The 14,434-nt window shown below is 60.0% G+C and carries 10 protein-coding genes, 1 tRNA gene and 2 pseudogenes; 9 read left to right on the top strand and 4 right to left on the bottom strand.

Annotated features, from left to right (window positions below; all coding sequences use genetic code 11):
- The first annotated feature begins 177 nt into the window (after positions 1-177).
- The 8 genes and pseudogenes from uca (at position 178) to ASC85_RS33535 (ending at position 9,578) form a co-directional block, all read left to right on the top strand.
- Positions 178-3,819, top strand: coding sequence for an urea carboxylase (gene uca / locus ASC85_RS13770; RefSeq protein WP_057449727.1), 3,642 nt, complete (start codon positions 178-180; stop codon positions 3,817-3,819).
- 22 nt (positions 3,820-3,841) lie between these two features.
- Positions 3,842-5,620 (top strand): allophanate hydrolase, encoded by a 1,779-nt coding sequence (gene atzF / locus ASC85_RS13765; protein ID WP_057449726.1) that lies wholly within the window; start codon positions 3,842-3,844, stop codon positions 5,618-5,620.
- 251 nt (positions 5,621-5,871) lie between these two features.
- Positions 5,872-6,489, top strand: a pseudogene (locus tag ASC85_RS13760) (GGDEF domain-containing protein); the annotation flags it as partial.
- Positions 6,482-6,700, top strand: a complete 219-nt coding sequence (locus ASC85_RS13755) for a cysteine-rich CWC family protein (protein ID WP_057449724.1) — start codon at positions 6,482-6,484, stop codon at positions 6,698-6,700. The pseudogene ASC85_RS13760 and the gene ASC85_RS13755, both read left to right, overlap by 8 nt.
- A 35-nt stretch (positions 6,701-6,735) precedes the next feature.
- Complete coding sequence (locus ASC85_RS13750; protein WP_057449723.1) at positions 6,736-7,428, top strand: pseudouridine synthase; 693 nt, start codon at positions 6,736-6,738, stop codon at positions 7,426-7,428.
- Positions 7,429-7,738: 310 nt separating this feature from the next.
- A complete protein-coding gene (locus ASC85_RS13745; protein ID WP_057449722.1) occupies positions 7,739-8,623 on the top strand; it encodes an alpha/beta fold hydrolase in 885 nt (294 codons plus the stop codon).
- Positions 8,624-8,785: 162 nt separating this feature from the next.
- A tRNA-Gly gene (locus tag ASC85_RS13740) sits at positions 8,786-8,859 on the top strand.
- 141 nt (positions 8,860-9,000) lie between these two features.
- A pseudogene (locus tag ASC85_RS33535) lies at positions 9,001-9,578 on the top strand (hypothetical protein).
- A gap of 346 nt (positions 9,579-9,924) precedes the next feature.
- Here the strand turns inward: ASC85_RS33535 and ASC85_RS13725 are convergent.
- Positions 9,925-10,104: a hypothetical protein gene (locus tag ASC85_RS13725; RefSeq protein WP_041475779.1), complete on the bottom strand. Its 180-nt coding sequence runs from the start codon at positions 10,102-10,104 to the stop codon at positions 9,925-9,927.
- Positions 10,105-10,109: 5 nt separating this feature from the next.
- Positions 10,110-10,850 (bottom strand): zeta toxin family protein, encoded by a 741-nt coding sequence (locus ASC85_RS13720; protein ID WP_057449721.1) that lies wholly within the window; start codon positions 10,848-10,850, stop codon positions 10,110-10,112.
- Positions 10,851-11,241: 391 nt separating this feature from the next.
- Between ASC85_RS13720 and ASC85_RS13715 the strand changes: the two genes are divergently transcribed.
- A complete protein-coding gene (locus ASC85_RS13715; RefSeq protein ID WP_057449851.1) occupies positions 11,242-11,541 on the top strand; it encodes a DUF3077 domain-containing protein in 300 nt (99 codons plus the stop codon).
- 145 nt (positions 11,542-11,686) lie between these two features.
- Here the strand turns inward: ASC85_RS13715 and ASC85_RS13710 are convergent, their stop codons facing one another.
- Together ASC85_RS13710 and ASC85_RS33525 are read right to left on the bottom strand one after the other, a co-directional pair.
- Positions 11,687-13,501, bottom strand: a complete 1,815-nt coding sequence (locus tag ASC85_RS13710; RefSeq protein ID WP_057449720.1) for a calcium-binding protein — start codon at positions 13,499-13,501, stop codon at positions 11,687-11,689.
- 88 nt (positions 13,502-13,589) lie between these two features.
- Positions 13,590-14,141, bottom strand: a complete 552-nt coding sequence (locus ASC85_RS33525) for a hypothetical protein (RefSeq protein WP_330219812.1) — start codon at positions 14,139-14,141, stop codon at positions 13,590-13,592.
- Between the last annotated feature and the right edge of the window lie 293 nt (positions 14,142-14,434).

Below are 14,434 nucleotides of genomic sequence, written 5' to 3'. Positions count from 1 at the left end.
GTCGGGGCAGTGCATCAAATAACACCCTGATCTCCTGTGGGAGCGAGCAAGCTCGCTCCCACAGAGGGGAATCTGGGCTTTGGTTTCGCTCACGGGGACGACCCCGTAAGCCATCGAAAACTGCGGGACGGCCCGCATCCCAGTTCAGGCAGCACGCATGCCTGAGGGGGCAATGTCATGTTCGAAAAAATCCTGATCGCCAACCGGGGCGCTATCGCCTGCCGCATCCTGCGGACCTTGCGTGAGCTGAAGGTCGAAGGCGTCGCGGTGTATTCCCAAGCCGACGCCGCCAGCTTGCATATCCTCCAGGCCGATGAAGCCCACTGCCTGGGCGAAGGCGCGGCGGCCGGTACTTACCTGGCGGTGGACAAGCTTTTGGCGATTGCCAAAAGCAGCGGCGCGACCGCGATCCATCCCGGCTACGGCTTTCTCTCGGAAAACGCCGCCTTCGCGCAAGCGTGCGAGGCCGCTGGCATCGCCTTCATCGGTCCGACACCAGAGCAACTGCGCGTGTTCGGTCTCAAGCACACCGCCCGCGACCTGGCGCGCCGGCACGGTGTGCCACTGCTCGAAGGCACCGAACTGCTCGATAGCCTCGACGCCGCGCTATTGGCGGGCACTCAGCTCGGCTATCCGGTGATGCTCAAAAGTACCGCGGGCGGTGGCGGCATCGGCATGCGTGTGTGTCGCAGCGCCGCCGACCTGAGCGAATCCTTCGAAGCGGTCAAGCGCCTGGGCCAGAACAACTTCAGCGACGCCGGGGTGTTCCTCGAAAAGTACATCGAACGCGCGCGGCATCTGGAAGTGCAGGTATTCGGCGACGGCCTGGGCCAGGTGATTGCCTTGGGCGTGCGCGACTGCTCGGTGCAACGGCGCAACCAGAAAGTCCTCGAGGAAACGCCAGCGCCGAACCTGCCCGAGGGCATGGCCGATGAACTCTGCGCAGCGGCGATCCAACTGGCCCAGGCCGTGAACTACCGCAGCGCCGGCACCGTGGAGTTCGTGTTCGACAGCGACGCGGGGCGCTTCTATTTCCTGGAAGTGAACACCCGCCTGCAAGTGGAGCACGGCGTCACCGAGCAGGTGTGGGGCGTGGACCTGGTGCGCTGGATGGTGCAACTGGCGGCCGGTGATCTGCCGCCGCTGAGCGAGTTGCGCCAGGGCTTGAAGGCCGAGGGCCACGCGATCCAGGCACGTTTGTATGCCGAGGATCCAGGCCGGGATTTCCAGCCAAGCCCGGGGCTGCTGACTGCGGTGAAATTCCCGCAGGTCGATGGCAAACAGTTGCGCATCGACACCTGGGTCGAGGCCGGTTGCCAGATCCCGCCCTACTTCGACCCGATGATCGCCAAGGTCATCCGCTGGGCGCCAACCCGCGAGCAGGCGCGCCTGGGCTTGCATCAAGCGCTGGACGAAAGCCTGTTGTACGGCGTCGAGACCAACCGCCAATACCTGCAACAGATTCTCCTCGACACACCGTTTGCCAACGGCCAGCCCTGGACCCGCTGCCTAGAAGCGTTGGTCTATCGCGCCAACACCGTTGAAGTGCTCAGCCCTGGCACCCAGACCAGCGTCCAGGACTATCCCGGCCGCCTCGGTTATTGGGCCGTGGGTGTGCCGCCGTCGGGGCCGATGGACAGCCGTTCGCTGCGCCTGGGCAATCGCCTGCTGGGCAACGAAGAAGGTGCGGCGGCATTGGAAATCACCATGAACGGGCCGCTGCTGCGCTTCAACTGCGCTGCCCGGGTGGCGGTGACCGGTGCGGTGATTGCCCTCACGCTCGACGGCGAAGCGGTGCCGATGAACACGCCGTTGTCGATTGCTGCCGGCGCCACCCTCGCCATCGGCCACATCTCTGGCGCCGGGGCGCGCAGCTACCTGTGCCTGCAAGGCGGCGTGCAAGTGCCGGATTATCTGGGCAGTAAAAGCACCTTCACCCTCGGCCAGTTCGGCGGCCATGGCGGACGGGCGTTGTGTACCGGTGACGTGTTGCACCTGGCACCGCTGGATGAGCACGCGATGCTGCCGCCAACGAGCGCGCCGATCCTGGAACTGCCAAGCGTGCGGCAGATCCGCGTGATCTACGGTCCCCACGGCGCCCCCGAATATTTCACCGAGCGCTACATCCAGACGTTCTTCGACACGGCCTGGGAAGTGCACTTCAACTCCAGCCGCACCGGCGTGCGCCTGATCGGGCCGAAACCCGAATGGGTCCGCGCCGACGGTGGCGAGGCCGGGCTGCATCCTTCCAACATCCATGACAACCCCTACGCCATCGGCGCCGTGGACTTCACCGGCGACATGCCCGTCATCCTCGGCCCCGACGGCCCGAGCCTGGGCGGTTTCGTCTGCCCGGTGACGGTGATCGAAGCGGACCTGTGGCAGTTGGGGCAACTCAAGGCGGGGGACAAGGTGCGGTTTGTGCCGGTGGATATATCGACCGCCCGATCTCTCGCCTTGAAATGGGATCAATGTGGGAGCGAGCTTGCTCGCGATAGCGATCTGTCAGTCACATCGATTCTGGATGTCCCGCCGCTATCGCGAGCAAGCTCGCTCCCACAGGGGATGGTGTCGCCTGTGGTGTTGGATATCGGCCAGGACGACACCCGGCTGGTCGCGCGCCTGGCCGGCGACACCCACCTGCTGCTGGAAATCGGCGCCCCCGAACTGGACCTGGTGCTGCGCTTTCGCGCCCATGCCTTGATGCAGGCGTTGGAACACAAACACCTGCCCGGCGTGATCGACCTGACGCCGGGCATTCGCTCGCTGCAAGTGCACTATCAACCCGAACAAATACCCCTGGCCGATCTGCTGGATATCGTCGCCGGTGAATGGGACGCCGTGTGCGCCGCGCAGGACCTGCAAGTGCCATCGCGCATCGTTCACCTGCCGCTGTCCTGGGATGATCCGGCCTGTCAGTTGGCCATCGAGAAATACATGACCACGGTGCGCAAGGACGCGCCCTGGTGCCCGAGCAACCTGGAGTTCATCCGGCGCATCAACGACCTGCCCAACCTTGATGAGGTGCAACGCACGGTGTTCGACGCCAGTTACCTGGTGATGGGCCTGGGGGACGTCTACCTCGGCGCGCCGGTCGCCACGCCGCTCGACCCGCGCCATCGACTGGTGACCACCAAATACAACCCGGCCCGCACCTGGACCGCGGAAAACTCGGTGGGCATCGGCGGCGCCTATATGTGCGTGTACGGCATGGAAGGGCCTGGCGGCTATCAGTTCGTCGGGCGCACGTTGCAGATGTGGAACCGTTATCGGGACGTCGCCGCCTTCGACGGCAAGCCCTGGCTGCTGCGGTTCTTCGACCAGATCCGCTTCTATCCGGTCAGCGCCGATGAACTGCTGCGCATCCGTCGGGACTTCCCCCTGGGCCGCTTCGATCTGGAGATCGAGCACAGCCAGCTCAACCTCGCCGACTACCAGCGTTTCCTGGTGCAGGAAGCCGACGGCATCGCCGCGTTCCGCCAACGGCAACAAGGCGCCTTCGACGCCGAGCGCGAGCGTTGGATCGCCAGTGGCCAGGCGCACTTCGACAGTGAAGAACCGGCCATCGCACCGAGCGAAGATTCGCCGCTGACTGACGGTCAACTGAGTATCGACAGCCACATCGCCGGCAACCTCTGGCAGGTGCAGGTAGACGTAGGCGCACGGGTCGCCGCTGGTGATGTGCTGGTTATTCTCGAGTCGATGAAAATGGAAATCCCGCTGCTTGCACCCTCAGCCGGCGTGGTGCGCGAGGTGCGCGTCCAGCCAGGTTCTGCGGTGCGCGCCGGACAGCGCGTCGTGGTGCTGGACCGTGACTGAACTCAATCAAAGGATTAACCCCATGAACCTCTCTCTTCGCTTGGACGACCTGCGCAACACCTACCGCAGCGGCGAACTGACGCCACGCCAATTGCTGTTGGCCCTGCGGGAAAAAGCCGCGGCGCTGAACCCGGACTATCACCTGTTCATCCACCTGCTGACGGCCGAAGAACTGGAACCCTACCTGACCGCATTGGAAAGCCGCGACCTGGAGAGCCTGCCGCTGTACGGCGTGCCGTTTGCCATCAAGGACAACATCGACCTGGCCGGCATTCCGACCACCGCCGCCTGCCCGGCGTTTGCCTACGTGCCAGACCGTTCGGCGACCATTGTCGAGCAGTTGCTGGCACTGGGCGCGATCCCCCTGGGCAAGACCAACCTCGACCAATTCGCCACCGGGCTCAATGGCACCCGCTCACCCTACGGCGCCTGCCGCAACAGCGTATTGCCCGACTATCCGGCAGGCGGTTCGAGCGCCGGCTCGTCGCTGGCCGTGGCCCTGGGCGTGGCGAGTTTTGCCTTGGGCACCGACACCGCCGGCTCCGGCCGGGTGCCTGCAGCGTTGAACAACCTGGTGGGATTGAAAGCCACCCTGGGGTTGATCTCCACGGCGGGCGTGGTTCCGGCCTGTCGCACCCTGGACTGCGTCACCACCTTCACGGCGACGGCCAAGGAAGCCAGCCAGCTCTTGGCGCTGACGGCCCGTCCAGACCCTCGTGACGACTACAGCCGCCACAACCCGCAGTGGAACGATGGCGCCGCGTTCGGCGCGCCCCGGCGCTTTCGCTTCGGTGTGCCGCGCCAACAGGACTTGGAATTTTTCGGCTGCCAGGAAGGTCCGCAACTGTTTCAGGAAGCCATCGAGCGGCTCGAACGCCTGGGCGGTGAAGCCGTGGAACTGGACTTGTCGCCGTTCCTGGAAGCGGCGCGGCTGCTGTATGAAGGCCCCTGGGTGGCCGAACGCTACAGTGTTGCCGGCGCCTTGATGGAACGTGAGCCGGAGGCCGTACTGCCGGTCATCCGCGCCGTCCTGGCGAAAGCGCCTACGGTGGATGGCGTACAAACCTTCCGCGCCCGCTACCGTTTGCAAGCCCTCAAGGCCCAGTGCGACCGGGCCATGGACGCGCTCGATTGCGTCCTCACCCCGACCATCGGCCGCCCGGTGACCCTCGCCGAACTGGCCGCCGAACCGGTGCTGCGCAATTCGGAGCTGGGTTACTACACCAATTTCATGAACCTGCTGGACTACGCCGCCGTCGCCGTACCCAGTGCGTTCATGGCCAACGGCTTGCCCTGGGGCGTGACGTTGTTCGGTCGAGCCTTCACCGACCAATACCTCTTGAGCGTGGCCGATGCCCTGCAGCGTCAACAGGACAAGGCCTTGCCAGCGCCCGCCAACCCGGCGCGCCACGACCGGGCGCGGCTGGTGGTGTGTGGCGCACACCTGGATGGGTTGGCGCTGAACTGGCAACTCAAGCAACGCGGTGCGCGTCTGATCGAGGCCACCCAAAGCTCAGCGGATTACCGCCTCTACGCCTTGGCCGGTGGCCCGCCCCTGCGCCCCGGCATGCTTCGGGTCAGCGAGGGCGGCGTGGCGATCGAGGTGGAGGTCTGGGAACTGCCGAGCAGCGAACTGGGTTCATTCCTGACCGGCATCCCCGCACCATTGGGGCTGGGTAAGGTGCAACTGGCCGATGGTCGCTGGGAAAGCGGATTCATCTGCGAGTCGTATGGCCTGGAAGGCGCGCGGGACATCAGTCACCTGGGGGGATGGCGGGCTTATCTGCGTAGCCTGGAATAAGGCTGAACCGGTGGTGAGGGCACTTGTTCCCTCATCACCGTCCCACAAACCTGCAAATCCGAATGTCTTTTCCCACAAGGCCACTAAACTGACTTCATTGGGTCTGCGCCAAGGGAATCGCCATGTCGCTCCGTTCGCCGTTGTATTCCCAGCGCAAGCCGCTCCTGGCCGTGGTGGCGCTGCTCGGTACAGGTTTCCTGATCATTGCGTTGCTGGGCTACTACGCAGCCCATGCCTCGGTACGCGATAACATCCTCAAGACGCTGTATCTGAACCTGCTGATCGGCATGCTCGTGACGCTGGCGGTCCTGGCAATCCTTTATCGGTTGATCAACAGCTACCAACAACGCATCGACGCCCAGGCCACCCTCGACAGCCTGACCGAACTGCCGAATCGCCGTGGCTTCGACCTGCTGGCCGTGCAAGCCCTGCATGAAGCCCAGCGCGAGCCCAAACCCTTGACTGCGGTACTGGTGGAACTGGACGAGTTCAAGCGGCTGGACAGCACCCATGGTCATATCGCCACCGAACAACTGCTGACCGGGTTCGCCCGCGACCTGACGCAAAGCCTGCGGCATTCGGACATCGTGTGTCGTTGGAGCACTGAAGCCTTTGCCGTCCTGCTCAAGGACACCGACGGACAGACCGGTCTGAAAATCGCTGAGAAAATTCGTCAGCACATCGAAAAGCAGCGCTATTTCTGCAGTGGAAAACAATTGCTGGTCACCGTCAGCCTCGGCCTCACCACCTTGCAGGACGAAGACACCTTGCACAGCCTGCTGTCGCGGACCGATCATGCGCTGCAACGCGCCCGACAGACCGGGTGCAACCGAACCTGCGTGGAAATGCCTCACTCCAGTTATGAATAAACCCGACCTTTGCCCGGCCTGCGGCGGTGCCAACGACTGCACCCTGGCCGACCCACGAACCGCCGACCGGGCCTGCTGGTGTTACGGCGTGAGCATCGACCCGGCCGTGCTCGAGGCATTGCCAGCCGAGCTGCGCGATCAGTCCTGCCTGTGCCCACGCTGCGCCCAGGTCGAAGCCCAGTTGCGCGCCAAGGCCCAGCCGATCGCGTAAGATGCCCGCCCTCCGCTGCCTCGCCTGAACTGCCCATGCGCGTCGACCGTTTCCTCAGTAATCTGCCGCGATTCAATCGCCAACAAGTGCGCCTGCTACTGGTGGAACGCCGGGTGCGGATCGATGGCCAGACCGTCAGCGATCCCCATGCACAGGTCCGTGAATTCAGCCGTGTAGAAGTCGACGACGAAGTGCTGCAAACGGGCCGACCGGCGCGCTACTTCATGCTGCACAAGCCGCCCGGCTGTGTCAGTGCGACTCGCGACCCGCAACACCCCACCGTCCTCGACTGGCTGGACGAACCGGACAAGGACGATCTGCACATCGCCGGGCGCCTGGATTTCAACACCACCGGGCTGATGCTGATCACCAATGACGGCGCCTGGTCGCGGCGCCTGACCCAACCGCAGACCAAACTGCCCAAGGTCTACTACGTCGAAACCGAGCAAATCATCACCGCCGAATACGCCGACACCTTCGCCCGGGGCCTGTACTTTGCCTTCGAAGACCTCACCACCCAACCAGCAGAGCTGACGCTGCTGGGGCCCAGATCGGCGCGTTTGAGCATCGTTGAAGGGCGCTATCACCAGGTCAAGCGCATGTTCGGCCACTTCAACAACAAGGTGCTGAGCCTGCACCGCGAGCGCATGGGCCCACTGACGTTGGACGCCCATCTCGAGCCGGGCCAGTACCGCGCCTTGAGCCTTGAAGAAGTCCATCTCATCTGAACCTGCTACCGCTGGGCAGAAGTGTCGAACAATTTTCCGATAGGTACTTGCGCAACGGTCGCCCCCCTGCTTGAATCAAACCGTCGGCCGAAATGTGACCGATGAGTCACAACATACTTCCAAGAAACCTTTTGCCGGCTGGAACCCTCAGGTTCCGCCTTGTCCCGCCGGCGAACTGCCCGCCTATAACAACACCCGTCGACCATTTTTTTGGATCGACATGGGCCTTATCTTCCAGGCGTATGCCTACCTGTCACATTGCCCGTGCAATCTCATTGCGCGCATACCCGCTTGCCAGGAGTCTTATGACATGAGGCCAGAAATCGCTGTGCTGGATATACAGGGTCAGTATCGGGTTTACACGGAGTTCTATCGCGCAGACGCCGCACAAAAGACCATCATTCTGGTCAACGGCTCAATGGCCACCACCGCGTCGTTTGCACAGACCGCCAAAAACCTCTACCCGCAATTCAACGTTGTGCTGTACGACCAACCCTACGCGGGCAAGTCAAAAGCTCACAATCGACATGAGCAAATGCTGACGAAAGAGATCGAGGGCCAGATTCTCCTGGAACTGATCGACCACTTCGCCGCCGAGCATGTGCTGTCGTTTTCCTGGGGCGGCGCCGCTACGCTGACCGCCTTGGCGCAACGGCCACGGCGCATCGAAAAAGCGGTGATCAGTTCGTTCTCGCCGGTGCTCAATGCGCCGATGCGCGACTACCTGGAACGCGGTGTGGATTACCTCGGCAGCCTGGACGGCGACCGTGTCGGGCACTTGGTCAACAGCACCATCGGCAAGCATTTGCCGCCGCTGTTCAAGCGTTTCAACTATCGCCATGTCAGCAGCCTGGCCGAGCATGAATACGGGCAGATGCACTTCCACATCAGCGATGTGCTCCACAGCGACCAGCTGTGCTACGTCAACGCCGCGAAAAAAATCAACGTGCCGGTGTTGTTCCTGAACGGCGAATGGGACGAATACACCGCGGCCGACGACGCCAAGCTCTTTGCCGATCACGTGCAGCACAGCAGCTTCAGCACGCTGCAAGCCACCGGGCACTTCCTGGACATGGAACACAAAGCCGCCTGCCGCGACAGCCGTAACGCCTTGCTGGGTTTCCTCACACCGGAACACCACGAGAGCCGACCGCGCTATAGCTACGTGCAGGGCTACCATGCACTGGCTATCTGAAACCGAGTCCTGGCGAGCAAACCCCGCCCTGCGCCTTCAGCAACGGGGCTTGCCCGCCAACGACCGCTCTGTTTTGAGGCTCGCGTAGACGACTGACCGCACGTTGCGTGAAGAAAAACTTCAAATCCGTGCCCACATCTGGTACAAAGTCAGCCGCTCTGAGCGGGTGTCGTATAATGGCATTACTCCAGCTTCCCAAGCTGATAACGAGGGTTCGATTCCCTTCACCCGCTCCAATCGAATTCTGCTCCCGCGTCGTATGTTTTTTTGGCGAGGGATTAAAAAACCGGCTCTTGGTGGCCGGTTTTTTTTGGTCTGGAGTTTGTGGGAGTTGCGCCCCTGAGGTTCACACCGAGGACCTATGAAGGAGAGCAAGGATGCACCTGATTGACTCATATCTGCCTACGTATCAGTTCAGTGAATTGCATACGGTGGACATCCCCGTAGATCCTTCCCATGCCATGGCGGCGATCCTCGCCCACCGTCCCGAAGACGACCGTTTTTTCGGTATGCAATCAAGCTTCGCGAACTCCCCATGCGCCTGCTGGGTCGATCTCCGCATCCAGGCACTGATCAACGCGCTTCATTTGGCATGGATAATTTCACGTTGCTTCAGCGCAACGGCGACGTAGAGGTCGCCTACGGGCTCGCCGGCAAACTGTGGAAAGCCGACTACGGCCAAGTCGTTGTCGCGGATGACGAAGCGTTCGAGCTATTCAATGAGCCGGGGAATGTGAAGCTGGTCATCAGTTTCAGCTGCCAGTTGCTGCGACCGGGCTTGACGAGGGTCACCACGCAAACGCGGGTGCATTGCCTCGACGCTGATGCGTTGCGAAGTTTTACGTCGTATTGGTATTTGATTCGCCCGGTCAGCGGGCTTATCCGTCGGCGCATGCTGAGGGCTATTGCGAGGCGTTGTGCAGCAGGCGCTTTGAAGAAGAGTGAGCATGAATGAGCGCTCATGGAGATAACTTCATCAGACCTTCGCCATAGGAGAAGTGCTAGGCAGGTGATCAAGCCTCTTGGATCCGCTTACAGCAAAGTAGAAGCGATGGCGCTGAACACGTAGGGGGTAGGGCACCGATGATTTGAGATGAGTGGCAAAGAATCAAACATGCCTTGCGACAAAAGCGACGACGGCGAACAGAGTCAGGGCGAACGCAGCACCGATGCTGAACGGCAGCAACGTAACGCGGATATAGCGACAGCGTTTCGCCCATCAGCTCGCGCAAGGAAACCACGAGTTCGACGAGACTTTGAACAGAGCCTAATGAACCTTGGGCTGATTTGACGGCAACATCTCAGTGTGCCTGAGCAGAGGCCCGCGCAGCTTTGATAGCCTCTGCTTTCTGCACAACATCACGTTGCGAGGCGTTAGCTTTGCCAATGATGCCCATCAAGATTTCTTTTCTAGTCTCGGCGGGAGTGTTAGTGAAAAACTCAGTCAAAGCGCTGGTTTTCTTGATCTTATCTGTACTCATTGATTTCAAACCTCTGCTAACAGCTCAACGAGCTGAGCCTGATCATAGATCTGGGGAATCAGAGCGTCAATCGTATCCCCAGCCACATCAAGCTCAACCTGTTGAGCGTCGTCGCCATCAAAGTCCTTGATAAGCAAATCGATGTGGATCTGGCTACCGTAGATGCACTTCAACTCAATGACATTACGCCGTGCGGCAACAAACTGTCTGGCGAACTCCTGCAGCGGAATGTTCCTGCCCTCTGTAACTTCCCGAGCCTGCACGAACTGCCAGGCGAGTTCTGGTCTCTGGTAGACATACATAATCTGGGCTTTCCTGCCACTTCCCAAGACGCGGTCGATATTCCGCTTCGCTACCCCAAGGTTGGCCATCGTCCCATCCAGAATGAACGAAAGCCGCTTCTTGAACGCGCGGTCCAACACCTTTTCCAGAATCTTCGTAACCGCACGCTGAAAAAGGTATGAATTGCGTCCGTCGTAGCCGGGAATCAGACTTCGAAAATCATCAGGATCGATACGAAGAACACGTTTGGAGTAAAGGCTCAGATTTCTCTCGTCCAAATCGTCAGCCATAGCCTTGGCTATTTCCGTCTTGCCAGCCCCAGGCGACCCCGCCATGAACACCGTGAATGGTACCTCCTCACTGAGGTACACAGCGGTGTCCGCAATATGCCGAGCCAAGGAAGCTCGATTCACTCTAGCGAATTCAAAGGCGGCTTGCTCGATAGCAATTTCTTCTGGCGTCATACCGACATCGACCTGTTTTACTTGATCCAAACTTAGAACGTTGATCGTTACCCATACGGACGAAGGCAACGACGATCAGTGTCTCGTTGAACATCGTCACATAAAGTAGCCTCTGGCTCTCACGAATATTTGTAGGGAAATTCCGAGCGTTGCGTAAGGAGCACGCTAACTACGCTTTTTTAGGCGGTGTGCCGACTTGTTGGGTTTGTCTTCCGTGGTTACCCTTCTAGACGTCGCTGCAAATCAGCGATCGGGCTTGGAAACCCGTGAGTCAAGCAACCGCGCTTCACGGGAGCTAGACAATGCGTACCTCGCAGCAAATCAAATCACATTCAAACCAGCCAAAGCTCAGGCCTCGAACCTACTGTTTCTCGATCGACGGGGGCAGGCCATGAACGAAAACACTGAGCTAAAAACCATCGGCTACACCCCCTTCAACTATTCCGCTGATCGAGCACTGTTCCGTGTCAACGGCGGCGTACCCATCCAAGAGGCATTGGAACGGGCGTCGGATCTTTTGCATCTCGCTCACCGGCTTGCCGAAGACGCGGCGTTTGAAAAGAGCACCGACCGATACGCCTGGGCTGCGCACTTTTTGTTGGAGATGAGCAAGGCGGTGATTGATGACGTTGTGAAAGTCATTACGCCTAGATCGGAAGTTGAAGTTGGAAAAAAAGCCGAGAAGCAATAGATAGGCCGTCCGTTTGAGAATAGGAGCCGCAAGATTCCCACCTAACAAAAAAACAAAAAGCCCCGGTGTTTTTCGCAGCGGGGCTTTTTGTATCTTGGTTGCCTACTTGTGTCGTTGATTGCTAGGCAAGCACGCTATCTGCTGTTCAGGAAAACAGATCATTGGCAAACTGGTTGACGCCCGACAGCGTGATGAGCTGCATATCGGCTGTCTGGATCTGGTCGATGGTGTCGTAACCTGCATACCAATCCTTGAGGCGCACACCTTCCTGCGGTGCCTGCCCTGGGTCAAAGCTTGATCGGTGCAGATAAAGGTCATCGCCGATGCGATCAGCCAACAGTTCGGAACTGCTGATGTATGACAGAACCAATGTGTCGCCACTGCTGATGCCATCGTCCTGGATCGTCACTAACGTTGGAGTATTGACGGTGTAGATATCGTCACCCTCACCACCGTTGGCAAAACCGTCGGCCTGCAATATCAGCCTGTCATCCCCCTGGCCTCCCAACAGTGAAAAGTACATGCCAGTACCGGTCAACAAGTCGTTGCCTTCCCCACCATCCGCCGTGCCATGTGCCACAGTGATAACGTCACCTCCGGCCTCACCGTAGGCTTGAGTACCCTCGTCGCTGGCCGCCGTGACGATGGTGTCGTTACCGTTGCCGCCATACAGGATGTCTGCCTGCGGCCCATTCGCCGAACTAGCGACTTTGAAAGACCCTATCGACGAAGTCAGCCCACCGTAGAGGTAATCATTGCCGTCCCCGCCGTCGATGACGTCGTTGCCCCATCCGCCCTCCAGATAATTGACACCTGTGTTTCCAACCAGGACATCGTTGAAGTGACTGCCCAACACGTGTTCGATGTTGAGCAATACATCACCTTCGGCATCGCCACCTTGATTGATTTGAGTCTGCAAGTTGATCGAAACGCCTGTTGTGCTTGTAATGTAAAAAGCACTGTCTAAACCTGCGCGCCCATCGATGACATCTGCCCCGGTTCCACCCAGGAAGATGTCCTTCAGACCAGAGCCCGATAGCGTGTCGCTAAAATTGCTGCCTTGGAACATTTCAATGTTGGCGTAGGTATGACCAGCAGTCTCCCCTGTGTTAGAGCCGTTGGTCAGGTCGATCGTCACCGCGCTGTCAGACTGTTCATAAGTGACTAGATCCACGCCACCTGCGCCATCCTGCATCATGGACGAACTACCGCCATAGAAAATGTCGTTGAAATTCGACCCCCTGATCACCTCGATCCCGGTGTAGGTGTCGCCTGCCGCGATCCCGGAATACACACCCGTCTTAAGGTTAATGGTCATGGCTTCTTTGCTGTCGRTATAACCCGCTATGTCATAGCCAACACCGCCGATGAACTGATCCGCGCCCGCGCCACCGAACAGKGTGTCGTTACCCGAACCACCRGTAATGATGTTGTCGCTGTCGTTGCCATAACCGRTGAATGCACCAGTGCCGACGTAGGTCAGGCGCTCGACGTTGGCCGCCAGGACCGTGCCGYTGGCATTGAGCACCGACACGCGAACTTCATCGTCGCCGCCACCGGCCTGTTCGATGATGGTGGGGGTGTACCCCATGCCGATGTTGTAGATGTCATCGCCGGCGCCCCCTTCCAGCCGTACCCCTGTGACGATGCTGTACGGACCGGCGGAGAGCACGTCRTTGAAGGCGGAGCCTATGACRGTTTCGAYAGCCGTTAAAATGGTGCCTTCGGCATCTCCGCCCGTTCCTGCGGTTCCCGTCCCGAGACGGACATTGACATTTACCCCGGCAGTCGAGCCCGAGTAGTCGACCGTGTCGACCCCGGCACCGCCGTCGAAATCGATACCGCTACCATCGCCAACGAASGTGTCGTTGAAAGTCGATCCTCTGATCGCCTCGATGTCGGTGTAGGTGTCACCTGCCGCGATCCCGGAATACACACCCGTCTTAAGGTTAATGGTCATGGCTTCTTTGCTGTCGGTATAACCCGCKATGTCATRGCCAACACCGCCGATGAACTGATCCGCGCCCGCGCCACCGAACAGGGTGTCGTTACCCGAACCACCGGTAATGATGTTGTCGCTGTCGTTGCCATAACCGGTGAATGCACCAGTGCCGACGTAGGTCAGGCGCTCGACGTTGGCCGCCAGGACCGTGCCGTTCCAGCCGTACCCCTGTGACGATGCTGTACGGACCGGCGGAGAGCACGTCRTTGAAGGCGGAGCCTATGACRGTTTCGAYAGCCGTTAAAATRGTGCCTTCGGCATCTCCGCCCGTTCCTGCGGTTCCCGTCCCGAGACGGACATTGACRTTTACCCCGGCAGTCGAGCCCGAGTAGTCGACCGTGTCGACCCCGGCACCGCCGTCGAAATCGATACCGCTACCATCGCCAACGAACGTGTCGTTGAAATTCGATCCTCTGATCGCCTCGATGTCGGTGTAGGTGTCRCCTGCCGCRATTCCGCTGTACACGCCGGTCTTGAGGTTGATGGTTACCGCTTCTTTGCTGTCGGTATAACCCGCGATGTCATGGCCAACACCGCCGATGAACTGATCCGCGCCCGCGCCACCGAACAGGGTGTCGTTACCCGAACCACCGGTAATGATGTTGTCGCTGTCGTTGCCATAACCNNAACCACCGGTAATGATGTTGTCGCTGTCGTTGCCATAACCGGTGAATGCACCAGTGCCGACGTAGGTCAGGCGCTCGACGTTGGCCGCCAGGACCGTGCCGTTGGCATTGAGCACCGACACGCGGACTTCATCGTCGCCGCCACCGGCCTGTTCGATGATGGTGGGGGTGTACCCCATGCCGATGTTGTAGATGTCATCGCCGGCGCCCCCTTCCAGCCGTACCCCTGTGACGATGCTGTACGGACCGGCGGAGAGCACGTCAT

This window comes from Pseudomonas sp. Root401 (genome assembly GCF_001425105.1).
Taxonomy (GTDB): Bacteria; Pseudomonadota; Gammaproteobacteria; order Pseudomonadales; family Pseudomonadaceae; genus Aquipseudomonas; species Aquipseudomonas brassicacearum.
The sequence above is the reverse complement of the archived record's forward strand: the minus strand, read 5'-3'. Positions and strand labels throughout refer to the sequence as shown.